Annotated in this window: 19 protein-coding genes, 1 tRNA gene and 1 pseudogene; 12 read left to right on the forward strand and 9 right to left on the reverse strand. The window is 74.2% G+C overall.

From position 1 onward, the window contains the following. Window positions 1–13 precede the first annotated feature (13 nt). The 5 genes from JD77_RS15960 to JD77_RS15975 all read right to left on the reverse strand — a co-directional run bounded on the left by JD77_RS15960 (window position 14) and on the right by JD77_RS15975 (window position 5,320). The gene (locus JD77_RS15960) at window positions 14–670 is read right to left on the reverse strand and encodes a 4'-phosphopantetheinyl transferase family protein (RefSeq protein ID WP_145775105.1); all 657 of its coding nucleotides are present in this window, start codon (window positions 668–670) and stop codon (window positions 14–16) included. Beyond that, the gene (locus JD77_RS32115) at window positions 663–836 is read right to left on the reverse strand and encodes a hypothetical protein (RefSeq protein ID WP_170286463.1); all 174 of its coding nucleotides are present in this window, start codon (window positions 834–836) and stop codon (window positions 663–665) included. The genes JD77_RS15960 and JD77_RS32115 overlap by 8 nt, the downstream gene beginning before the upstream one ends. Before the next feature lie 249 nt (window positions 837–1,085). After that, the gene (locus tag JD77_RS15965; protein WP_145775106.1) at window positions 1,086–1,871 is read right to left on the reverse strand and encodes a peptidase; all 786 of its coding nucleotides are present in this window, start codon (window positions 1,869–1,871) and stop codon (window positions 1,086–1,088) included. A gap of 2 nt (window positions 1,872–1,873) precedes the next feature. Next, window positions 1,874–3,193, reverse strand: coding sequence for a VWA domain-containing protein (locus JD77_RS15970; protein WP_145775107.1), 1,320 nt, complete (start codon window positions 3,191–3,193; stop codon window positions 1,874–1,876). A 426-nt stretch (window positions 3,194–3,619) separates the two neighbouring features. Further along, window positions 3,620–5,320, reverse strand: coding sequence for a dolichyl-phosphate-mannose--protein mannosyltransferase (locus tag JD77_RS15975; protein ID WP_145775108.1), 1,701 nt, complete (start codon window positions 5,318–5,320; stop codon window positions 3,620–3,622). Window positions 5,321–5,550: 230 nt separating this feature from the next. On the opposite strand from JD77_RS15975, the gene metG reads away from it, so the two are divergent. Next, window positions 5,551–7,353: a methionine--tRNA ligase gene (gene metG / locus JD77_RS15980; RefSeq protein ID WP_145775109.1), complete on the forward strand. Its 1,803-nt coding sequence runs from the start codon at window positions 5,551–5,553 to the stop codon at window positions 7,351–7,353. Window positions 7,354–7,428: 75 nt separating this feature from the next. Here the strand turns inward: metG and JD77_RS15985 are convergent, their stop codons facing one another. Together JD77_RS15985 and JD77_RS15990 are read right to left on the reverse strand one after the other, a co-directional pair. After that, window positions 7,429–8,280, reverse strand: a complete 852-nt coding sequence (locus JD77_RS15985) for an alpha/beta fold hydrolase (RefSeq protein WP_145775110.1) — start codon at window positions 8,278–8,280, stop codon at window positions 7,429–7,431. Window positions 8,281–8,393: 113 nt separating this feature from the next. Continuing rightward, a pseudogene (locus tag JD77_RS15990) lies at window positions 8,394–9,640 on the reverse strand (hypothetical protein). Window positions 9,641–9,781: 141 nt separating this feature from the next. Here JD77_RS15990 and JD77_RS15995 point away from each other — a divergent pair. From JD77_RS15995 to JD77_RS16020, 6 genes are all read left to right on the forward strand, one after another. Then, window positions 9,782–10,696 carry a TatD family hydrolase gene (locus JD77_RS15995; RefSeq protein ID WP_145775111.1) on the forward strand — a complete coding sequence of 305 codons (915 nt, stop codon included), beginning with the start codon at window positions 9,782–9,784 and terminating at the stop codon, window positions 10,694–10,696. Window positions 10,697–10,700: 4 nt separating this feature from the next. Next, complete coding sequence (gene rsmA / locus JD77_RS16000) at window positions 10,701–11,570, forward strand: 16S rRNA (adenine(1518)-N(6)/adenine(1519)-N(6))-dimethyltransferase RsmA (RefSeq protein ID WP_145775112.1); 870 nt, start codon at window positions 10,701–10,703, stop codon at window positions 11,568–11,570. 133 nt (window positions 11,571–11,703) lie between these two features. Continuing rightward, window positions 11,704–12,660, forward strand: coding sequence for a 4-(cytidine 5'-diphospho)-2-C-methyl-D-erythritol kinase (locus JD77_RS16005; RefSeq protein WP_145775113.1), 957 nt, complete (start codon window positions 11,704–11,706; stop codon window positions 12,658–12,660). A 107-nt stretch (window positions 12,661–12,767) separates the two neighbouring features. Beyond that, complete coding sequence (locus JD77_RS16010; RefSeq protein WP_145775114.1) at window positions 12,768–14,576, forward strand: ABC-F family ATP-binding cassette domain-containing protein; 1,809 nt, start codon at window positions 12,768–12,770, stop codon at window positions 14,574–14,576. 92 nt (window positions 14,577–14,668) lie between these two features. Next, the gene (locus tag JD77_RS16015) at window positions 14,669–15,124 is read left to right on the forward strand and encodes a DUF4383 domain-containing protein (protein WP_145775115.1); all 456 of its coding nucleotides are present in this window, start codon (window positions 14,669–14,671) and stop codon (window positions 15,122–15,124) included. Window positions 15,125–15,424: 300 nt separating this feature from the next. Then, window positions 15,425–15,898: a DUF4383 domain-containing protein gene (locus JD77_RS16020; protein ID WP_145775116.1), complete on the forward strand. Its 474-nt coding sequence runs from the start codon at window positions 15,425–15,427 to the stop codon at window positions 15,896–15,898. A gap of 190 nt (window positions 15,899–16,088) precedes the next feature. On the opposite strand, the gene JD77_RS16025 is transcribed toward JD77_RS16020, so the two are convergent. Together JD77_RS16025 and JD77_RS16030 are read right to left on the reverse strand one after the other, a co-directional pair. After that, a complete protein-coding gene (locus tag JD77_RS16025) occupies window positions 16,089–16,778 on the reverse strand; it encodes a TetR/AcrR family transcriptional regulator (RefSeq protein ID WP_145775117.1) in 690 nt (229 codons plus the stop codon). 230 nt (window positions 16,779–17,008) lie between these two features. Beyond that, a complete protein-coding gene (locus JD77_RS16030; protein WP_145775118.1) occupies window positions 17,009–18,007 on the reverse strand; it encodes an acyl-CoA desaturase in 999 nt (332 codons plus the stop codon). Between the two features lie 134 nt (window positions 18,008–18,141). Here JD77_RS16030 and JD77_RS32850 point away from each other — a divergent pair, with 134 nt between their 5' ends. The 5 genes from JD77_RS32850 (at window position 18,142) to JD77_RS16055 (ending at window position 22,193) form a co-directional block, all read left to right on the forward strand. Further along, on the forward strand, window positions 18,142–18,366 hold the full coding sequence (locus JD77_RS32850; protein WP_211372581.1) for a hypothetical protein: 225 nt from the start codon (window positions 18,142–18,144) through the stop codon (window positions 18,364–18,366). A gap of 83 nt (window positions 18,367–18,449) precedes the next feature. Beyond that, window positions 18,450–18,520: transfer RNA gene (locus JD77_RS16040), tRNA-Gln, on the forward strand. 73 nt (window positions 18,521–18,593) lie between these two features. Next, window positions 18,594–20,057 (forward strand): bifunctional UDP-N-acetylglucosamine diphosphorylase/glucosamine-1-phosphate N-acetyltransferase GlmU, encoded by a 1,464-nt coding sequence (glmU, locus tag JD77_RS16045; protein WP_425463571.1) that lies wholly within the window; start codon window positions 18,594–18,596, stop codon window positions 20,055–20,057. Between the two features lie 137 nt (window positions 20,058–20,194). Then, a complete protein-coding gene (locus tag JD77_RS16050) occupies window positions 20,195–21,175 on the forward strand; it encodes a ribose-phosphate diphosphokinase (protein ID WP_145775119.1) in 981 nt (326 codons plus the stop codon). A gap of 322 nt (window positions 21,176–21,497) precedes the next feature. Further along, window positions 21,498–22,193 (forward strand): 50S ribosomal protein L25/general stress protein Ctc, encoded by a 696-nt coding sequence (locus tag JD77_RS16055; protein WP_145775120.1) that lies wholly within the window; start codon window positions 21,498–21,500, stop codon window positions 22,191–22,193. Window positions 22,194–22,214 lie beyond the last annotated feature (21 nt).

Raw genomic sequence — 22,214 nt, forward strand, 5'->3', positions numbered from 1 at the left:
GCACCGCACCGTCTCAGCGCGGTAACAGGACAGCGGCCGTGCGGACCAGGTCGGCGTCCACCGCGAAGCGGCCGGTGACCGTCGCGGGCGGGTCCGGCACCGGGGCGGCGTCCAGCCGGGCGGGGGTGATCCGCGCGGTGAACAGGCCGGAGTCGGGGTCGAGGGTGACCCGGGCGTCGTGGAAGTCCAGCCAGGTGCGGACGACCGGGTGCCAGACCTTGTAGACGGTCTCCTTCGCGCTGAACAGCACCACCGGCCACGGGACGCCGCCCGGCAGGCGCGCGACGTCGTCCCACTCCTCGGGCAGGCCGATCAGCCGGCGTACCCCGGCGTTGAGGTCCCTGTGCCGCTCGGCGTCCATGCCGACCGAGCGGACCTCGCCGGCGCGGGCGACCGCCGCGGCGCAGTAGCCGCGGGTGTGGGTGATGGTGCCGACCAGCCCGGCCGGCCAGACCGGGGAGCGGTCGGGCGCCGAGGGCACCGCGGCCTCTGGGACGCCGAGCCGGGCGAGCGCCCGCCGGGCGCAGACCCGGCCGGCGGTGAAGTCCCGGCGGCGGCTCTCCACGGCCCGCTCGCCGAGGCAGGCCCGCTCGGCGGGCAGCAGCTCGCCGGACCAGTCGGTTGCGTCGGCCACGGCCACGGCTACCTCGGGCGGCAGCAGGTCACGCACGGCCGCCCCCGGCGAGCAGCGAGCACACCCCGTCGCGTGCGGCGGGGAGTCGGCCGGTCGGCGTGGGCGGCACCTCCGGCCGGAGCCGGACGCCCGGCCGGCGCAGCGGGTGGTGGCCGACACGCCAGGCCGGCACCCGCGCGATCGTCAGCTCCGGGACGTTCATCCGTGCGAACGTACCCCATGCGGGTGACGCCGCAGGGCCGCCGACGCCGTACCCGGTACCCGGCGCGCGACCGGACGACCATCGCCCGCGGCCCCGTCCGGGCCCCGGCGGCCGCCCCGTGAGCCCCGGGGGGCGGCCACCCGGCGCCCTCGCGGACGACGGCGCCGGGCATCGGACGACGGCGCGGGCGTCGGGCGGCGGCCGCCCCCGCTCAGCGGCGGCGCGGGCGGCGGGCGGCGGCCGCCCCGCTCAGCGGCGGCGCGGGCGGCGGGTGAGGGCGAAACCGACCACGCCGGCCACCGCGGCGAGCACGCCGCCGGCCGTGGTCCAGACCCAGCGCGAGGACGGTTCGGGCAGCCAGCCGGTGAGGCCGTCGCCCTCGTCCTCGTCGGCCGGTGCCGCCGCCGGCTCCCCGGTCAGGACCGTGCCGGCCTTCGTGTTCGGCACCAGCGGCGCCTTCAGCTCGCCGTCGTCGGGGGCGTCGCCGTCGCCGACGGTGGAGACCAGCAGGTCCACGTCGATCGGCAGGCCGAGGTCCGGCTCCGGCAGGTCGACCACGGAGAGCCGGAGGTAGTACGTGCCGGGCAGCGGGTCGCCCGACCAGGGCTCCGCCCACGAGCGCACCTGGCGCAGCGTGCAGCCGAGCGCCACGCCGGCGGCCGACCCCGCCGCCGTCGGGGTCTGCGCCCCGGCCGTGCAGGCCTGCCGGCGGCGCAGGCCGTCGAAGACGTCGATCGTCCAGGTCGAGGCGCCGCTGCGGCTCTTGGGGAAGCCGACGGTGGCGGTGATCTCGTGGATCTGACCGGCCGTCGCCGGGAACGACCAGTAGAGGTGGTCGCCGGTCGAGGCCCCGACCCGGACCGGCTGGCCGGCGGTGATCGGCGTGGCGGTCAGGAACGAGGTGCCCGCCTTGGTCACCGTGGCGGCGCCGGGGGAGGGGGTGGGCCCCGCGGTCGCGGCGAGGGCGGGGGCCGCCGGCAGCGTCAGGGCGGCGGCGGCCAGCGCCGCTCCGGCCCGGAACATGCGGGTACGCATCCTCAGTTCTCCCTCCAGGTGGCGACCCACCAGCGGGTGAGCAGGCCGGCAAGAAGCCCGGTGACCAGGCCGGCCAGGGTCAGCAGGAGCAGCAGGATCCAGCCCCGGCCGAGGTCCGGCCCGGCGGGGGGCGGCGACGAGGCGACCACGTCGACGGTCAGCTCGACGGGCATGCCGGGGGTGGCCCGGGTGCCGGGGCGGGGCGCGAACGCGTTGCTGACCACCAGGCAGACCATGGTCGGCGTGGCGTCGGCGGTGCTGGGCGCCGGGCTCGGGGTCTCGCCGTCGTCGGTGTCCTCGTCGTCCCGGTCGGCGGCGGCGGACCAGCGCAGGCCGGCCGAGACGACGTCGGTCCGGCCGCTGCCGGCGTCCACGCCCCGGACCAGCTCCCGGCCGTCCGGCGCGGTGGCCCGCAGCAGCACCCCGTAGTCGGGGTTGACCGGGCGGTCCAGCGCGATGCTCACCGAGGCGCGCAGCTCCTCGCCGGGGCGTACGGGGACCCGGTACCAGCGGTGCTCGGAGAACTGCTCCCGGTCGGTGTAGACGCCGGGGGCGAGCAGCGGCGCGTCGGGGCAGCGGGGAGTGCCGCCCACCACGGTCGGGGCGGCGGTGTAGGTGTCCCGGGCGCGGTCCACCAGCTGCTTGATCCGGTCGGTCAGCTCGTCCGCGCTCTGCGCGGCCGTGTACGTGCCGCCCGTCGCGTTGGCGATGCAGACCAGCTGCCGGCGTACCTTCTCGTCCGGGGCGAGGCCGAGGGTGTCCACCACCAGCTTGGTGCCCTGCGCGGCCAGCTCCCGGGCCACCTCGCACGGGTCCGGCGGGGCGCAGGTGTCCTCCCCGTCGGTGATCAGCACGATCCGGCGCGCGGTGGCGCCCGTGCCCAGGTCCTGAGCGGCCGAGCGGAGCGCCAACCCGACGGGCGTGAAGCCGGTGGGCCGCAGCGTCGCCACGGCCGCCTTCGCCTGGGTGCGGTCGACCCGGCCGACCGGCACGATCTGCTGGGTGTCCTGGCAGCCGACCGTCTTGTCCTTGCCGCGGTAGGTGGCGCCGAGCACCCGGATGCCGAGCTGCGTCTCGTCGGGCAGGGCGTCCACGACCTCGTTGAAGGCCTGCTGGGCCACCGAGATCCGGCTGCGCCCGTCGATGTCCCGGGCCCGCATCGAGCCGCTGACGTCCAGCACCAGCTCGACGCGGGGCGGCTCCGTGGGGCTCTCCCCTTCGGCCCGCGCGGGCGCGGGCCCGCCCAGCAGGACCGGGCCGAGCAGGACGGCCGCCGCCAGCAGTCCACGGAGGACGGCTGTCGGTCGTCTCTTGTCGATCATCGGGCGAAGTGTAGTGAGATCCACTTTGGAGGCTCGTCCGGGCCCGGCCGGCAACGTCCTGATGTGACCGCCGGAAATCGTCCGGCGGGGTCGGGGCCGCCGTCCCGCCGGTCCTGGCTGGTGGCGGTCTCGTGAGGGTTTCCGGCGGGTGACTGTCAGTCGGCTTTCGGACGTTCGGTGCTCGGGGAGGCGATTTGGGTCGGAAATCTGACTCGATGCCACCCGTTGTGCCGGTGGTGCAAGCTGGTTAAGCTTTCATTGCGCGCCCCAATCGCCCGCTTCCCCCGTGGCAGGCGATCGGGGCGCGCGTCTATGTGCGCGAGAGTCCCGTCAGGTGGACTCTCCGGTCCACCCGCGAGCGCCCCGCTCCTCCCACACGCCGCGCCCGCCGCCCGACCGCCGCCCGACCGCCGCCCGCTGCCGGGCTCAGATCCAGCGGCCGTCCAGCCACATCCGGGCCGACCAGTCGGCGTACGGCAGCAGTTGGCCGACGAAGATCGGGTAGAAGTACGCGAAGCACACGGCGACCAGCAGCACGTACGCGCCCGCCACGAGGCCGCCGATCAGCCGCCGCTCGGCGGCGTCCTCGTCCGGTTCGGCGGGCCCGGTCCCCCCGCCCCTGGCCGGCGAGGCGATCACGCCGAGCACGTAGACCACCGCGAGGACGAGGAACGGCAGGGCCGGCGCCGCGTAGAAGGAGAACATCGTCCGGCCGTCGAGGGCGAACCAGAACCAGGGCAGCAGGCCGGCGGCCACGGTCAGCAGGATCGCACCGGCCCGCCAGTCCCGCCGGGCCGCGCCGAGCCAGGCCGTCGCGGCCAGCGCCGGCAGGAACGACCACCACAGCAGCGGCGTGCCGAGCAGCAGGATCTCCGAGGCGCAGCTCGGCGCCCCGCAGGCGCCCTCGCCCGACCAGTAGAAGGCCACCGGCCGCCCGAGCAGCAGCCACTGCCACGGCCAGGACTGGTACTTGTGCGGGTCGTCGAGCTGCTTGTGGAAGCCGTACGCCGCCTTGTGGTACTCCCACAGGTTGTTGAGCGCCCCGACGACCGGGGTGTCGCTGAGCGCCGGCGTGTTGGGGTAGTTGGCGGCCAGGCGGTAGTAGCCGTCGTCGCTCAGCAGCCAGCCCGACCAGGTGGCGACGTAGGTGACGACCATCAGCACCCCGGCCAGGGCCAGCCACGGCAGCGCGTGGAGCAGGGCGCCCAGCCACGGCCGGCGCGCCCCGGCGGAACGGCGGACGCCGACCTCCCACAGCAGCACCAGCAGCGCGAAGGCGGGGACGAAGTACAGCGCACTCCACTTCACCGCGCACGCGCAGCCGAGCAGCACCCCGGCGGCCAGCCGCCACCAGGGCCAGTTCCGCCAGCCGCCGGCGGGCCGGCCGGCGCGGCCGGGCCGGGTGGGATCGAGACCCGCCTCCAGCGCCCGGGCCCACCGCCGACGCCGGGCGTCCCGGTCGAGGACCAGGGCGCCGAACGCCGCCAGCACGAACAACAGCAGGAAGATGTCGAGCAGGGCGGTGCGCGAGAGCACCAGGTGGAAGCCGTCCAGGGCGAGCAGCAGGCCGGCGGCGCAGCCGAGCGCGGTGGACCGGAACAACCGGCGGCCCATGCGTACCAGCAGCAGGACCGACAGGACGCCGGCCACGGCGGCCGAGACGCGCCAGCCGAACTCGGGGGCGGTGGTCGTCAGGTGCCCCGGGACGGAGATCTTCGACTCCGCGTCCTGGTAGCCGAAGGCCCACTCGCCGAGCCCGATCAGCCACTTGCCCAGCGGCGGATGCACCACGTACGAGGGGCCGTTGTCCTTGTAGTTCCACTCGACGCCCTTGTCGACCAGCCCCCAGGCGTCCCGGGCGTAGTAGATCTCGTCGAAGATCTTGCCCTTCGGACCGCTCAGGCCCACCAGCCGCAGGATCGCCGCGATGGCCACCACGACGGCGGTGGCCAGCCAGGAGTTGACGTCGAGGCGGGCGTCGACGGTGGCGAACCGCCTCCGTACGACGGCGGGAACGCCGCCGCCGGTCGGGGAGGCCTCGGCCACACCGGCCGCGCCGGCCGGCCCGGCCTGCTCCGACTCCGCGCGGCCGGCGCTGGCGCTCTGCGCTGTCGACGCACTCTTCACCCGCCGATCGTAGGCCGGCGGGTGCGTGGCGCCACCTGTGCTCGCCGATCCGGCCACGGCCGCCGATGAGGAACGGGCCTCCCCGGGCGGTCTGCCCCCAGCCGGCCGGCTGGTGAGCGCGGACGCATTCGGCGCGGAAGGCCCCCTTCCACGCCGTCGTCCCCGGCGCGCGGCGCCCGCCCGCCTGTTGGTTCGCGGGTTGCCGGCCGTGGTCACTAGGCTTGCTGGTCATGAGTCACGTTCTCGCGGCGGTAGCCTGGCCGTACGCCAACGGCCCGCGCCACATCGGTCATGTCTCCGGATTCGGCGTTCCCTCCGACGTCTTCGCCCGGTACATGCGGATGGCCGGCCACGACGTGCTCATGGTCTCCGGCACGGACGAGCACGGCACCCCGATCCAGGTGCAGGCCGACGCCGAGGGGGTCACCCCGCGCGAGCTGGCCGACCGGTACAACCGGGTGATCGCGGAGGACCTGCGGGCGCTGGGGCTGTCGTACGACCTGTTCACCCGCACCACCACCCGCAACCACTACGCGGTCGTGCAGGAGCTGTTCGAGGGCCTGCACCGCAACGGCTACATCGTGCCGAAGATCACCGTCGGCGCGATCTCCCCGTCCACGGGTCGGACCCTGCCCGACCGCTACATCGAGGGCACCTGCCCGATCTGCGGGTACGACAGCGCGCGCGGCGACCAGTGCGACAACTGCGGCAACCAGCTCGACCCGGTCGACCTGGTCAACCCCCGGTCGAAGATCAACGGTGAGACGCCGGAGTTCGTCGAGACCGAGCACTTCTTCCTCGACCTGCCGGCCCTGGCCGACGCGCTGCGGCAGTGGCTGGACACCCGGGAGGGCTGGCGGCCGAACGTCCTGCGGTTCTCGAAGAACCTGCTCGACGACCTCCAGCCCCGGGCCATCACCCGGGACCTGGAGTGGGGCGTGCCGATCCCCCTCGACGGCTGGCGGGACCGGCCGGACAAGCGCATCTACGTCTGGTTCGACGCCGTGATCGGCTACCTGTCGGCGTCCATCGAGTGGGCCCGCCGCTCCGGCGACCCCGACGCCTGGCGAAAGTGGTGGTCCACCGACGCAGAGGGCAAGAACGCCCAGGGCTACTACTTCATGGGCAAGGACAACATCGTCTTCCACTCGGTGATCTGGCCGGCGCTGCTCGACGGGTACTCCGGCGAGGGCGCGCGCGACGGCGAGCCGGGCCGGCTGGGCCGGCTCAACCTGCCCACCGAGGTCGTCTCCAGCGAGTACCTGACGATGGAGGGGCGCAAGTTCTCCTCGTCGCGCAAGGTCGTCATCTACGTCCGGGACTTCCTGGAGCGGTACGACGCCGACGCGCTGCGCTACTTCATCGCCGTCGCCGGCCCGGAGAGCAACGACACGGACTTCACCTGGGCGGAGTTCCTCCGCCGCAACAACGACGAGCTGGTCGCCGGCTGGGGCAACCTGGTCAACCGGTCCATCTCGATGGCGGCGAAGAACTTCGGGGTCGTCCCGCCGGTCGACCCGGCCGGGCTCACCGAGGCCGACGAGGCGCTGCTCGCCACCGCGCGGGCCGGCTTCGCCACGGTCGGCGACCTGATCGCCAGGCACCGGCAGAAGCAGGCGATCGGCGAGGCGATGCGGGTCGTCGCGGAGGCCAACAAGTACCTCTCCGAGCAGGCCCCCTGGAAGCTCAAGGACGAGGCGGACAAGCCCCGGATGGGCACCATCCTGCACGTCGCCCTCCAGGTGGTCAGCGACGCGAACACCCTGCTCACCCCGTTCCTGCCGCACTCCGCGCAGAAGATCCACGAGCTGCTCGGCGGCACCGGCGTGCACGCCCCGATGCCGAGGATCGAGGAGGTCGAGGACCTCGACGGCGGGCCGGCGTACCCGGTGCTGACCGGGGACTACACGGTCGGGGCGCGCTGGGAGTCCGTACCGCTGGAGGTGGGCCGCCCCCTCGCGGCGCCGAAGCCGGTCTTCCGCAAGCTCGACCCGTCGATCGTCGACGAGGAGCTGGCCCGGCTCGCCGGCTGACGGCGCGCGACGCCGGCGCGGCCCCCGTGACGGGAGGCCGCGCCGGCGGGTACGGCGTCGCGGCGACCGGCCGGCTCAGGCGCGGGCCGTCGCCGGCGTGGCGGCGAACTCCAGGATCGCCCGGTTCACGTCGTCGGCGTGGGTCCACGGGATGCCGTGCGGCGCGCCCTGCAGCGTGATCAGCCGGCTGTTCGGCAGCATCGGCTGCAACCGCTGCCCGGTCACCGCGAACGGCAGCACCTTGTCCTGGTCGCCCTGGACGATCAGGGTGGGCACGTCGATCCGGGGCAGGTCGGCCCGGAAGTCGGTCAGCCAGGCGTCCACGCTCTGCAACGTGCCGATGCCCGACGCCCGGGCCCCGATGTTCCAGTGCGCCCGGTACGCCTCCTCGCTAACCATCTTGCCCTTGTTGTCCTGATAATTGAAGAAAGCGTCGCAGAACGTGGTGAGGTACGCGAACCGGTCGGCGATGATCGCCTGCTGGAAGCCGTCGAACAGGCTCCGGTCCACCCCCTCCGGGTTGTCCGAGGTCTTCAACAGGAACGGCTCGAGGGGGCTGAGCAGCACCGCCCGGTTCACCCGGCTCGACCCGTACGTGCTGATGTAGCGGACCACCTCGCCGGTGCCCATCGAGTGGCCCACCAGGACGGCGTCCCGCAGGTCCAGCTCGGTCATCAGGACGTCCAGGTCGGCGGCGAACGTGTCGTAGTCGTACCCGGCCGCCGGCTGGCTGGAGTTGCCGAAGCCCCGCCGATCGTAGGCGATCGTCCGGTAGCCGGCGGCGAGCAGCGCCCCCACCTGCTTCTCCCAGGTCGCCGTGTTGAACGGGAAGCCGTGGATCAGCACCACCGGCTGACCCGCGCCGTGGTCCTCGTAGTACAGGTCGATGGGCGCGGAGTTCTCCGCGCCGACGGTGATGAAGGGCATGGGCGTCTCCTGACATCCGGGCAAGGGTCGTCGGACGGCGCGCGCATTCCCGGCCCATCCGCCGTTATGCGCCGTGCCTCGGCCCGCGCGGCTGTGACCCTCCGCCGGGTGCGTCACAGCGGGTACGGCACGTCCACCATCCGGTCGTCGGTCAGCTCGGACGCCGGGGCCCACGTCTCGTAGACGCCCCGTTCCTGGCACTGCGCCCCGGTCACGGCCACCGCGTCCGGGTCCGGGCGGGTCAGCCGCAGCCGCAGCCAGCCGGCCTCCTCCCGCAGCACCAGGCACGGCACGCCCCGCCAGCCGGCGTGCCGCAGCCGGCGGGCCACCGTGTCGACGCGTACCGGGCGGCCCGGGTCATCGCCAGCACCCGGAACCCGTCGGGCAGGTCCGCCACCGCCTCGTACCCGGCCCCGGCGTATCCGCCGACCAACTGGGTCGAGCGGGCCGCCTCCCCGGTCGGCAGGTACTCCTGGTCCGGCGACAGCCCCGGCACCCCCGTCAGCAGGTGCCGCCACTGCGGGCCGGCCATCCGCAGCCAGCCCCGCTGCTCCGCCTGGTAGCGGTAGAGGACCACCTCCACGCCCGACGCCGGGTAGGCGAGCAGGGTGGCGTTCGCCGGCATCGGCAGGTCGGCGAAGTCCCGGGTGACGAACTCCGGGACCAGCTGCGCCGCGCTCGGCACGAACCCCGTGCCCAGCACCGGCGGGCCGAGCCGGTCCCGCGGCGGCAGCGCGGTCAGGCCCCGGTAGGCCGCGCCCACCGGCTGGGCGTAGTCGGCCGGGTCGGCGGCCCGCCAGCGCAGCGCGTACACCACGTCGAGGTCCGTCCGCCCGTCCGCCGCGTCGCCGCGCAGCACCGCGAGGGCCTCCGGCGTACGCAGGTGGGCCACGTCGTGCTCCCGGTGGCAGAAGCCGTGCGGCAGCCAGCCCCGGGCGTACCCCGCGAGCTGCCGGGCCGAGAGCACCTTGACCATCGGCGTGCCCCGCCGGATCACCGCGGACGCCCGGACCGCCGCCAGCGTCGGGTCGTCCGCCGCCGCGGGCTGCTGGCTGAGCCGGTGCACCTGCGCCCACCCGCGCTCCCGGTGCAGCGGCACCAGCAGCGGCGCCTCGGCCCCGCCGGTCGGCCCGGCCGCCCCGAGCACCGCGCCGACCTCGCTGGCGTGCGCGAACCTCCGCCAGGGCAGCGCCACGCCAGGCCGGGGCGCCCACTCGAAGCCAGCCGCCTCGTCAGCGCTGAACAGCTCGTACGCCGCGCCCCGGGCGATCTCCTCGGCCGGGTAGACGGCGCCGCCGTACGCCACGCGCAGCCCGCCGCGCTCCTCGGCGGCTCCGCTGGCCGGGGGCGCGACGCTCACCCCGGCGACGCTAGGCGCTCCCGGTGCCGGCCGGGTGAACAGGACGTGACGGGCCGGTGAGAACGGCCTGGTCACCGGCCCGGCCGCGCCGCTGGCGGCGGGAACGCCGGGTGGCGGACCGGGCCGTACCGGCGGTGTGTGATGCTGGCGGCGATGACCAAGTCGACTGAGTCCCGCCGGCAGCGGGCCGCCCGGCGGGCCGGCGAGTTCCCGCCCGCCCCCGACCCGCTGCCCCGCGCCGTGCCGGACAGCCACACCCACCTGGACATCACCGTCACCGAGGCCGGCGCGCCCGCCGGCGGGGCCGGCGGAAACGCCAGCGCCGACGACCCGGTGGCGGCGGCGATCGCGGTGGCCGCGCAGGTCGGGGTGGACCGGCTGGTCCAGGTCGGCGTCGACGTCGCCTCGTCCCGATGGAGCGCCGACGCCGCCGACCGGTACCCGGCGGTGCTGGCCACCGCGGCGCTGCACCCCAACGAGGCGCCCCGGCTCGCCGACCTCGACGAGGCGCTGCGCGAGATCGAGGCGCTCGCCGCGCGGGACCGGGTCCGGGGCGTCGGCGAGACCGGAATGGACTTCTTCCGCACCGGCGACGAGGGCCGGGCCGCGCAGGAGAAGAGCTTCCGGGCGCACGTCGCCATCGCCAAGCGGTACGGCAAGGCCCTGGTCATCCACGACCGGGACGCCCACGCCGACGTGCTGCGCGTCCTCGACGACGAGGGGGCGCCGGACACGGTCGTCCTGCACTGCTTCTCCGGCGACGCCGAGTTCGCCGCCGAGTGCGTCCGCCGGGGCTACCTGCTCAGCTTCGCCGGCACGGTCACCTTCGCCAGCGCCGCCGCGCTGCGCGAGGCCGCCGCGCTCACCCCGCTGGACCAACTGCTGGTGGAGACCGACGCGCCGTACCTCACGCCCACCCCGCACCGGGGGCGGCCCAACGCGTCGTACCTGGTGCCGCTCACCGTCCGGGCGCTGGCCGCGACCACCGGCGCGGACCTCGACGAGCTGTGCGCCGCGCTGTCGGCCAACGGCGAGCGCGCCTTCGGCCCGTGGTGACGCCGTGACCGGACTGCTCGGCCCGGCGGAGATCCGGGACCTCGCCGCGCGCCTCGGCGTGAGCCCCACCAAGAAGCTCGGCCAGAACTTCGTGCACGACCCGAACACCGTGCGCCGGATCGTCACCGCCGCCGGGCTGGCCCCCGACGACGTCGCCCTGGAGGTCGGGCCCGGGCTCGGCTCGCTCACCCTGGCGCTGCTGCCGGTCGCCGCGCACGTGCACGCCGTGGAGGTCGACCCGGCGCTGGCCGCCGCGCTGCCGGAGACCGCCGCCCGGTTCGCCGGCCCGGACGCCGGCCGGCTCACCGTGCACCGGGCCGACGCGCTGCGGGTCGCCGCCGCCGAGCTGGCCGACCCGGCGCCGACCGCGCTGGTGGCGAACCTGCCGTACAACGTGGCCGTGCCCGTGGTGCTGCACCTGCTCGCCGAGCTGCCCACCCTGCGGCACGGCCTGGTGATGGTGCAGAAGGAGGTCGCCGACCGGCTGGTCGCCGGCCCCGGCTCCAAGGTGTACGGCATCCCGTCGGTCAAGCTCGCCTGGTACGCCCGCGCCCGCCCCGCCGGCCGCGTGCCGCCGAACGTCTTCTGGCCGGTGCCGAACGTCGACTCCGGACTGGTCGCCTTCACCCGCCGCGAGCCGCCCCGGCCGGACGTACCCCGGGAGCGGGTCTTCGCCGTGGTCGACGCCGCGTTCTCGCAGCGCCGCAAGACGCTGCGCGCCGCGCTGGCCGGCTGGGCCGGCGGGGCGGACCGGGCCGCCGCCGCGCTCACCGCCGCCGGCGTCGACCCCGGCGCCCGGGGCGAGTCGCTGACCGTCGAGCAGTTCGCCGCCGTCGCCGCGTCGGCCCCGACCGGTACGCCCGCCGCGCAGTAGGCTGGCGCCGTGCCCGCACCCCTGTCCGCGTACGACCTGGTCGGCGGCCGGTACGAGCCGACCCCGACCCCGCCGAGGAGCTGATCGTGGAGAAGCCGTTCGACATCCGCCTGCGCCTGCGGGACATCGCCCCGTGACCGAGGCCTGGCGACCGGACGACGAGGACGACCAGCAGCGGCGCGGCGCCAGCGGGCCCGTGCGGGTGCGGGTGCCCGCCAAGGTCAACCTGCACCTCGGCGTGGGCCCGCTGCGCCGGGACGGCTACCACGAGCTGAACACCGTCTATCACGCGATCTCGATCCACGACGAGGTGACCGCCCGCCGGGGCGACACCCTCACCCTGACCATGGAGGGGGAGGGCGCCGGCGAGCTGGCCCTGGACGACAGCAACCTGGTGATCCGGGCCGCCCACGCCCTCGCCGCGTACGCGGGCGTCCCGCCGCACGCCCGGCTGCACCTGCGCAAGCAGATCCCGCTCGCGGGCGGGCTGGCCGGCGGCAGCGCCGACGCGGCCGCGGCCCTGGTCGCCTGCGACGCGCTCTGGGGCACCGGGCTGTCCCGCGACGAGCTGGCCGGGATCGCCGCCGGCCTCGGTTCCGACGTGCCGTTCCTGATCCACGGCGGGACGGCCCTCGGCACCGGTCGGGGTGAGACCGTCAGCCCCGTGCTGGCCCGCCCCACCTCCTGGTACTGGGTGGTCGCGATCGCCGACGGCGGGCTCTCCACTCCGGCCGCGTACCGGGAGCTCGACCGGCTCCGCGACGCGGGCGCCGCCGGGCCGCCGCTGGGCAGCACCGACGCGCTGCTCGCCGCCCTGCGCCAGCGCGACCCCCGGGTGCTCGCCGCCGCCCTCGGCAACGACCTCCAGGACGCCGCGCTGGCCATGCGCCCGTCCCTGGCCGCCACCCTGAAGGCCGGCGACGCCGCCGGGGCGCTCGCCGGCATCGTCTCCGGATCCGGGCCGACGTGCGTCTTCCTCGCCGCCGACGCCGTCGACGCCGAGCGGATCGCCGCCGAACTGGAGGCCGCGGGCGTGTGCCGGGAGGCGCGCACCGCCCACGGCCCGGTGGCCGGGGCCCGGATCGGCTGAGCCGCCCGCCGCCCGGCTCGCGCAGCCGCGTCCGCGTACCCTGGTAGGCCAGGCGTCCCCAGGTGCCCGCCGGCACCGGGACGCCTTGATCATGGAAGGTGGGGGTAGTGGCCAACATCGTCAACCTGGACCGGGTGTCCAAGGGGTACGGCGCCGCCGGGCCGCTGCTCACCGACGTCTCGCTCGGCCTCGACGATGCCGACCGGGTCGGCGTCGTCGGCCTCAACGGCGCCGGCAAGTCCACCCTGCTGCGGCTGCTCACCCGCATCGAGGAGCCGGACGACGGCCGCGTCACCCACCGCCGCGACCTGCGCGTCGCCTGGCTGCCGCAGGCCCTGACGCTCGCCCCCGACGCCACCGTCCGCGACGTCGTGCTCGGCACCGCCTGGCTCGACCAGAGCATGGGCGCCGAGCACGAGTGGGCCGGCCAGGCCGGGGTCCGCGCCATCCTCGACGGCCTCGGCATGCCGTACCTGGGCCTCGACGCGCCCGTCGGCCCGATGTCCGGCGGCGAGCGCCGCCGGGTGGCCCTCGCCGCGCTGCTGGTCCGCGACTCCGACCTGCTCATCCTCGACGAGCCCACCAACCACCTCGACGTCGGCGGCGTCGACTGGCTGGCCCGGCACCTCGTCGGCCGCCGCGGCGCCCTCGTCGTGGTCACCCACGACCGCTGGTTCCTCGACGCCGTCTGCACCGCCACCTGGGAGGTCGCCGACCAGACCGTCCGCGCCTACGAGGGCGGCTTCGCCGCCTGGACCCTCGCGCGCGCCGAGCGGGAGCGGGTCGCCGCGGCCACCGAGGCCCGCCGGCAGAACCTGCTCCGCAAGGAGATCGCCTGGCTGCGCCGCGGCCCGCCCGCCCGGACCTCCAAGCCCCGGTTCCGGATCGAGGCCGCCAACGCGCTCATCGCCGACGTCCCGCCGCCGCGCGACACCATGTCGCTGCAGCGGCTCGCCACCGCCCGGCTCGGCAAGCAGGTGTACGACCTGGAGCACGTCCGGCTGCACGCCGGCCCCAAGGAGATCCTGCACGACGTCACCTGGCAGGTCGGCCCCGGCGACCGGATCGCCGTCCTCGGCCGCAACGGGGCCGGCAAGACCACCCTGCTGCGGATGCTGGCCGGCGTCACCCGCCCCGACGGCGGGCGGTTCGCCACCGGCTCCACCGTGCGGCCGGCGTTCCTCTCCCAGGAGCTGGCCGAGCTGCCCGGGCACCTGCGCGTCCTCGAAGCCGTCGAGGAGGTCGCCCGGCGGGTGCAGCTCGGCGACCGGGAAATCTCCGCCGCCCAGCTCGCCGAGGTCTTCGGCTTCGACGACCGCCGGCTCTGGACGCCGGTCAGCGACCTGTCCGGTGGGGAGCGCCGCCGCCTGCAGATGCTGCGGCTGCTCGCCGGCGAGCCCAACGTGCTCCTGCTGGACGAGCCCACCAACGACCTCGACACCGACACGCTCGCCGCGCTGGAGGACCTGCTCGACTCGTGGCCCGGCACGATCGTCGTGGCCAGCCACGACCGGTACCTCGTCGAGCGGGTCACCGACTCGGTGTACGGGATGTTCGGCGACGGCCGGCTCGTCCACCTGCCCGGTGGCGTCGACGAGTACCTGGCCCGGGCCGCGCAGCGGGAACCGGCCGGCGCGCCCGCGCCCGCAGTCGCCGAGACGCCCGCCGCGGCCTCCGCACCGGCCGGCATGTCCGCCGCCGAGGCCCGCCAGGCGAAGAAGGAGCTGGCCCGCCTGGAACGCCAGGTCGGCAAGCTGGAACAGAAGGAGACGGAGCTCCTCGACCAGCTCGCCGCGCACGCCACCGACTACGCCCGGGTCGCCGAGCTGGACGCCCAGCTCAAGGACGTACGGGCCGAACGGGAACACGCCGAGGAGGCCTGGTTGGCCCTCGCCGACCAGATTCCCGCGAGCTGACCGGCCGCGGTGGGGGGTGTGCGGCGTCACAGCCCGTCGTGCGGGACAATCGCAGGCGACCCCGCACCCGAAACGGTCTTGGAGACTCAGACATGGCCCACACCCCCGTCAACCACCCCGCGCGGCCGATCTACCGGGCGATCGGCGGGCTCGTTGGTCTGTACTTCGTGGTCTTCGGAGTGCTCGGCATCATCGCCAGCGCCGGCAACGACTTCCTCGCCCAGGATGACACCAGGGTGCTCGGCCAGGGGACCAACCTCGGATACTCGCTGCTGAGCGTCGTGCTGGGCCTGCTGATCCTGGCCGGCACCGCAATCGGCCGCAACCTCGACGTCGCGATCAACACGTGGCTGGCGTACGCGCTGATGGTCCTCGGCCTGGCCGAGCTGGCCTTCCTCCAGACCGACGCCAACATCTTCAACTTCACCGTCGCCACCGACGTCGTCGTCCTCACGCTCTCCCTCGTGCTGCTGATGGCCGCCATGTACGGCAAGGTCGGCACCGAGGAGGAGAAGGAGGCCTGGCAGAAGGCCCGGCTCGTGCTCTGACCGCGCTTGCGGTCTGCGCCGGAGGCCGACCCGCTCCGGGCGGTCAGGCTTGCTCCCTCCGCGGGCCGGCCTCCGGCACACACCTCGGTGAATTCGGTGCCGCCGTCACCTGCCAGCCAGGTGGCGGGTTACGAGACGATGCGCCGCCCCGTCGAAGCGCAGGCCGGTGAGCCGGGCGAGGGTGGCCGTCAGACGGTTGCTGGTGGCCCGGCTTCGGCCGGGCCTTCGGCGTTTCCGGGGACGCGCCCGGCCGGCGCGGGTGACAATCGTCGCGATCGGTTGTATCCGGACGGAGGGGTCATGGCGCACTTTCCGGTCAACCACCCGGCGCGTCCGTTCTACCGCGCCCTCTCCGGGCTCATCGGCCTCTACATCCTAATCTTCGGCGTGTACGGAACCGTCGTCACCTGGGGCGGCGGGCTGTTCGGCCGGGGCCACGACTGGGTGCTCGGCCTGCGCACCAACCTGGCGTTCGCACTGGTCTCCGTGGTCTTCGGCGCCGTGCTGCTGATCGGCGCCACCCGGCGCAGCAACCTCGGCCACTACATGAACCTGACCGCCGGCGTCGTCTTCCTGGTCACGGCGATCCTGATGATGGCCGTGCTGCAGACCCCCGCGAACTTCCTCAACTTCTCCATGTCCACGGTCATCGTGTCGATGCTGTTCGGCCTGGTGCTGCTCGCCACCGGCCTGTACGACAAGGTCGGCCCGCCCGACCACGCCCACGCGGAACGCGGTGACCGCCGCGCCCCCGTCTCCCGCACCGGCCGCTGAGCCCGGCCCTCCGCGCCCGCCGCCGCCCCGGGGGCCGCACCCCGGATCCGCTCCGTGTCACCGACAATGGGGCATCCGTGTCACTCGGATACCCCCACGCCGCCGACATCGAGTCGATCAAGATGCGGCGGACGCCCCGGCCGGGTGTGGCCCGGCGGTCGTCAGCGGCCCCGGGTCGCGGGGCGCCTCGTCAGCGGCCCCGGCTCGTCACCAGGGTCGGCTTCGGCTCCAGATGCGACAACCCGTGCCAGGCCAGGTTGACCAGGTGCGCGGCGACCGTCTCCTTGCGCGGCTTGCGCACCTCCAACCACCAGCGCCCCGTCAACGCCACCATGCCCACCAGCGCCTGCGAGTAGAGCTCGGCCAGCTTCGGGTCGTACCCCCGGGTCTTGAACTCGGCACCGAGGATGTGCTCGACCTGGTGCGCCACGTCGTTCATCACACTGCTGAAGTTGCCCGTCGCCGACATCAACGGCGACTCCCGGACCAGCACCCGGAACCCGCTGGTCTCCTCCTCGATGTAGCCGAGCAGGGCCATCGCGGCCTGCTCCAGCAGATCGCGGGGATGCCCGGCGGTCAGCGCCGTGGTGATCCGGTCCAGCAGGGCGCGGACCTCCCGGTCCACCACCACCGCGTAGAGCCCCTCCTTGCCGCCGAAGTGCTCGTAGACCACCGGCTTCGAGACCTTGGCCCGCGCCGCCACCTCCTCGATCGAGGTCGCGTCGAAGCCGCGCTCGGCGAAGAGCAGCCGACCGATCGAGATCAACTGCTCGCGTCGCTGCGCCGCCGACATCCGCACCCGCGAGGTGGGCTTGCCCGCAGACGCCGGCACCGCCCGCGGCCGGCCGCCGCTGCCGTCGCCGACCTGAACATCCGCCATGTGGTCACCTCGCCGGCGCTCGGTGACGCCCTGTCGTGGGATGGAGCCTTCGCTGCTCACGCCGCCGCCCCTCCGGCACGGCGACGCCGACGCGTCCGGCCGTACCCGCTCGGGGGCCGGCCGTCCGCCAGCCGCCGCTCCGCTCGGTCACCCGGCCATCCTGCCAGGCGCCCGCCGATCCCACCGACCGGTTTCCCGTCCCGCGCCGCGCCGGGGGGACCAGGCTTCCGTCAGGCGACCCGGCCCGTCCCGCCTTCCCGCCGCATGGCGTCCGCCGCCCGGGCCGCCTTCGCCAGCTTCGCCGCGAGCCGCTCCGGCTTCGGCCAGCGCACCGCCCAGGCCGCGCCGGTCTTCTCCAGCAGCCAGATCACCCGCGCCGAGATGTCGACCTGGCCGCGCAACACCCCGTGCCGGGCGCTGGTCGGGTCGGCGTGGTGCAGGTTGTGCCAGCTCTCCCCGAAGGACAGGATCGCCAGCGGCCAGAAGTTGGACGCCCGGTCGCCCTGCCGCATCGCGAACGGGCGCTCGCCGTACACGTGACACACCGAGTTGATCGACCAGGTCACGTGGTGCAGCAGCGCGATGCGCACCAGGCCGCCCCAGAACAGGGCGGTCAGCGCCCCCTGCCAGGACCAGGTGAGCAGCCCGCCCATCAGCGCCGGGCCGAGCACCGAGACGACCACCAGCAGGGGGAAGAACCGGTCCACCCGGCGGGTCGCCGGATCGGCGAGCAGGTCCGGGGCGAACCGCTCCCGGTTGGACAGTTCGCGACCGAACAGCCAGCCGACATGCGCGTGGAACAGTCCCTTCGCGAGCCCCGCGACGCTCTCGCCGAACCGCCACGGCGAGTGCGGATCACCTTCGAGGTCGGAGAACGCGTGGTGTCGCCGGTGGTCGGCCACCCACTGGATGATCTCGCCCTGCACGGCGAACGAGCCCGCCACCGCGAGCGCCACCCGCAGCCAGGGGCGGGCCTTGAACGAGCCGTGGGTGAAGTAGCGGTGGTAGCCGATGGTGATGCCGAGCCCGGACAGCACGTACCAGAACGCCGCCACGGCCAGGTCCGTCCAGCTCAACCAGCCGCCCCAGGCGACCGGTACGGCGGCCACCAGCGCCAGGAAGGGGACGACCACGAACGCCCAGAGGGCGAACAGGATGCCGGGCGACTGCCCGCCCTGGGTGAGGGGCTTGGGACCGGAGGGGTGGGGATCGAGCAGGGCGGTCGACATGGCACCTCGCAACGAAACGGCTTGGTCAACGAAGCTACGCCTACGTCACCGTAACTTACGGTCTCGTAGAACGCACGGGACAGTCCCGTGCGTGAATCCCGTTACCGTCGTACGGCCGTCCCAACCTCCTGCTCGTGGACGACTTTCAGGCGGCCGAGGTCCGTCGACTGCGCACGGTCGAGCAGCTCTCCGTCCGCGAGATCCGGGCGCGCACCGGCCTCGGGCGCAACCGGGTGCAGGAGCTGAAGCGGTACCGGGTGGCCACGGGTCGGCTCAACACGGGCGACGGCTATCACGGCTGTCCGACGGTCGAGGTGCCGAGGTCGCGGGGATCTACTGGAAGATCGAAGGGATCATGAGCGGAATGAACGATGGCGCCCGGGGCTCAGGGCGCTATGGTGTAGGGGTCCGGCCAGCCGTTTGGTTTGTCCGTTCTAGACCGTCCCGGGTCGTCTAATGGCAGGACGTCAGGTTTTGGTCCTGATTGTAGGGGTTCGAGTCCTCTCCCGGGAGCTTTCGCTGAACGCCTGACCGCGCGTGGTTAGCATGACCGCGAGACTGTCGCCTTCCCGACGGGAGCCACGTCGTGCCCCAGCCCCACCTCCGTACCGTCGTCGTGCTCGCCGCCGGGGAGGGCAAGCGGATGAAGTCGGCGCTGCCCAAGGTGCTGCATCCGCTGCTCGGCCGGACACTCCTCGGCCACGTGCTCGCCGCCGCCGCGCCGCTCGCCGCCGACCGGACGGTGGTCGTGGTCGGGCACGGCGCCGAGCAGGTCCGGGCGCACCTGGCCGAGATCGCCCCGGCCGCCACCCCGGTGCTCCAGGCCGAGCAGTTGGGCACCGGCCACGCGGTCCGGATCGCGCTGGACGCCGTGCCGGAGGCCGCCGGGACGGTGGTCGTGCTCAACGGCGACGTGCCGCTGCTCCGCGCCGAGACGGTCGCCGCGCTGGTGGCGGCACACGAGGACGCGGGGGCCGCGGCCACCGTGCTGGCCGCCGAGGTGCCCGACCCGACCGGGCTGGGCCGGATCGTCCGGGACGCCGCGGGCCGGCTGGAGCAGATCGTGGAGGAGCGCGACGCCACCCCGGAGCAGCGCGCGCTGCGGGAGATCAACGCGGGGATCTACGCGTTCGACGCGGCGCGGCTGCGGGACGCGCTGGGCAAGCTCTCCACCGACAACGACCAGGGCGAGGAGTACCTGACCGACGTCTTCGGGCTGCTCGGCTCCGCGGGGGAACCGGTGGCGGTGCACGTGGCCGCCGATCACGCCGAGACGCTCGGCTGCAACGACCGGGTGGAGTTGGCGGCGCTGCGCCGGCTGCTGCGCGACCGGGTCAACCAGGCGTGGATGCGCACCGGGGTCAGCATCCTGGACCCGGAGACGACCTGGATCGACGTGACGGTGGCGGTGGACCGGGACGCGGTGATCGACCAGAACACCCAGTTGCGTGGCGGCACGGTGGTCGGGGCGGAGGCGGTCGTCGGCCCGGACGTGACGTTGATCGACACGGTGGTCGGCCCCGGGGCGACCGTGCTGCGCAGCCACGCGGTCGGCGCCGAGGTCGGTCCGGGGGCGAGCGTCGGGCCGTACGCGTACCTGCGGCCGGCGGCGAAGCTGGCCGAGAAGGCCAAGGTGGGCACGTTCGTGGAGGTGAAGAACTCCGAGGTCGGCGTGGGGGCGAAGGTGCCGCACCTGTCGTACGTCGGGGACGCGACGATCGGGGCGAAGGCCAACATCGGCGCGGCGACGATCTTCGTGAACTACGACGGGGTGAACAAACACCGCACGACGGTGGGGGAGGCGGCGTTCGTCGGCTGCGACACGACCCTGATCGCGCCGGTCGAGGTGGGGCCGGGCGCGTACGTCGCGGCGGGCAGCGCGATCACCCAGGACGTGCCGGCGGGGGCGCTCGGGGTGACCCGCGCGCCGCAGCGGAGCATCGACGGCTGGGTGGCTCGGAAGCGGGGTGGCACGGCGTCGGCGGAGGCGGCCGAGCGGGTCCGCCGAGCTGCGGCGGAAGTGGCGGAGGATGCGTCGGCGGACGGGTGAGCCGCAAGGGACAGTGAGCCAATGCACGGGGGTGCCGAGGCGGTGGGACGGTCCTCGGGCAGGGGAGATACTGCAACCGAATAGTCCCGGCCCACACCGCAGCCGGGTATCACCGACCAACGGGAGCAGACGAGCCCATGGGCAGCATCGTCGCCGAAAACCGCAAGAGCCTGATGCTCTTCTCCGGGCGTGGCTTTCCGGAGTTGGCCAGGGAGATCGGTGAGGTGCTCGGCGTCGCGCCGACGCCCACCGACGCGTACGACTTCGCCAACGGCGAGATCTTCGTACGGTACAACGACTCGGTACGCGGCTCGGACGCCTTCGTGGTGCAGTCGGTCACGCACGGGGTCAACACCTGGGTCATGGAGACCCTGATCATGATCGACGCGCTGAAGCGCGGGTCGGCGAAGCGGATCACGGTCGTCCTGCCGTTCTACCCGTACTCCAGGCAGGACAAGAAGCACCGGGGCCGGGAGCCGATCTCGGCACGGCTGGTGGCGGACCTGCTGAAGACGGCGGGCGCGAACCGCATCCTCACGGTGGACCTGCACACCGCGCAGATCCAGGGCTTCTTCGACGGCCCGGTGGACCACCTGTTCGCGATGGACGTGCTGGCCGAGTACGTGCAGCGCCGGTTCGCCGGCCGGCCGATGACGGTGGTGGCGCCGGACTCGGGCCGGGTGCGGGTGGCGGAGCGGTGGACGGACCGGCTGGGCGGCTGTCCGCTGGCGTTCATCCACAAGACCCGGGACCCGCTCAAGCCGAACCAGGTGGTGGCGAACCGGGTGGTCGGCGAGGTCGAGGGCCGGGTGTGCCTGATCGTGGACGACATGATCGACACCGGTGGGACGATCACGAAGGCCGCGGACATCCTCAAGGAGGCCGGGGCGGCGGAGATCGTGGTGGCGGCGACCCACGCGCTGCTGTCGGACCCGGCGACCGAGCGGTTGAAGAACAGCCCGATCAGCGAGGTCGTCGTGACGAACACGCTGCCGCTGCCGCCGGAGAAGCAGCTCGACAAGCTCACGGTGCTGTCGATCGCGCCGCTGCTGGCCCGGGCCATCCGCGAGGTCTTCGACGACGGGTCGGTCACCACCCTCTTCGGCGGCCTGAGCTGACGTCGGCCGGCGCCCGCACCCCCGGCGGTGCGGGCGCTCGTCGGCGGGCCGGCGGCGGGCGTGGTGGACCGGCGGGCGCGCCGGTTTCGGCCCCTGGTGACGGGGAGGCGGGGACTGCCGTCAGGGGCGTTACGCCCTCGGGTAGACTGGTCCGGTTGCCACGGCGAGGGTGCCCTGCGGGCCGCTGAAAAGCGCCGCACGGAGGCGCCGTCATCGACGCGGTGCTCCGGGCAGTCGTTCATGACGCATGAGCCCCCAGCGAGCCCCTCGCCCAGCACCGCCAGTCGACAAGCCGCCGCGCGAAAGCATCAGGAGTTTCCCCGTGTCCGAGGTAAAGATCAGCGCCGAGCCCCGTACCGAGTTCGGCAAGGGTGGTGCCCGTCGTACCCGCCGGGCCGGCAAGGTGCCCGCCGTGCTGTACGGCCACGGCGAGAAGCCCAAGCACATCGCGCTGCCCGCGCGTGAGTTCGCCGCCGCGATCCGTAAGGGTGGGGCCAACCAGCTCTTCGCGATCGAGGTCAGCGACGGCACGCAGGTGCTGGCGCTGCCGAAGGCGATCCAGCGGGACCCGATCAAGGACACCTTCGAGCACATCGACCTGCTGCTCGTCCGCCGTGGCGAGAAGGTCACCGTCGAGGTTCCGGTCGAGCTGACCGGCGAGGCCGCCAAGGACACGCTGATCGTGCACGACCACGCCACGCTGACGGTGACCGCCGAGGCGACGAAGGTGCCGGACCACCTGGAGGCCTCGATCGACGGCGCGGAGGCGGGCGTCCAGGTCACCGCCGCGGACGTCACGCTGCCGGCCGGCGTCGAGCTGGCCGCCGACCCGGAGCTGCCGGTCGCCACGGTGACCGCCGCCCCGACGGCCGAGCAGCTCGAGGCCACCCTCCCCGAGGTCGAGGCGGCGGCCGAGGAGGCCGAGGCCGAGGTCGGCGAGGAGACCACCGCGGAGGGTGCCGAGGCCGCCGCGGCCGAGGGCGAGGAGACCCGGGCCGAGGCGCAGACCCAGGCCTGATCGGTCCGCGATCTGTGCGAC

It is taken from the genome of Micromonospora olivasterospora (assembly GCF_007830265.1).
GTDB lineage: Bacteria > Actinomycetota > Actinomycetes > Mycobacteriales > Micromonosporaceae > Micromonospora > Micromonospora olivasterospora.

Coding starts and splice junctions, on each gene's coding strand:
- JD77_RS16025 (WP_145775117.1), bottom strand. CDS start 16,778: ATGGCGGATGTTCAGGTCGGCGACGGCAGCGGCGGCCGGCCGCGGGCG.
- JD77_RS16020 (WP_145775116.1), top strand. CDS start 15,425: ATGGCGCACTTTCCGGTCAACCACCCGGCGCGTCCGTTCTACCGCGCC.
- JD77_RS15965 (WP_145775106.1), bottom strand. CDS start 1,871: ATGCGTACCCGCATGTTCCGGGCCGGAGCGGCGCTGGCCGCCGCCGCC.
- JD77_RS15995 (WP_145775111.1), top strand. CDS start 9,782: ATGCTGGCGGCGATGACCAAGTCGACTGAGTCCCGCCGGCAGCGGGCC.
- JD77_RS16050 (WP_145775119.1), top strand. CDS start 20,195: ATGGGCAGCATCGTCGCCGAAAACCGCAAGAGCCTGATGCTCTTCTCC.
- JD77_RS15970 (WP_145775107.1), bottom strand. CDS start 3,193: ATGATCGACAAGAGACGACCGACAGCCGTCCTCCGTGGACTGCTGGCG.
- JD77_RS16015 (WP_145775115.1), top strand. CDS start 14,669: ATGGCCCACACCCCCGTCAACCACCCCGCGCGGCCGATCTACCGGGCG.
- JD77_RS15985 (WP_145775110.1), bottom strand. CDS start 8,280: ATGCCCTTCATCACCGTCGGCGCGGAGAACTCCGCGCCCATCGACCTG.
- JD77_RS16030 (WP_145775118.1), bottom strand. CDS start 18,007: ATGTCGACCGCCCTGCTCGATCCCCACCCCTCCGGTCCCAAGCCCCTC.
- metG (WP_145775109.1), top strand. CDS start 5,551: ATGAGTCACGTTCTCGCGGCGGTAGCCTGGCCGTACGCCAACGGCCCG.
- JD77_RS32115 (WP_170286463.1), bottom strand. CDS start 836: ATGAACGTCCCGGAGCTGACGATCGCGCGGGTGCCGGCCTGGCGTGTC.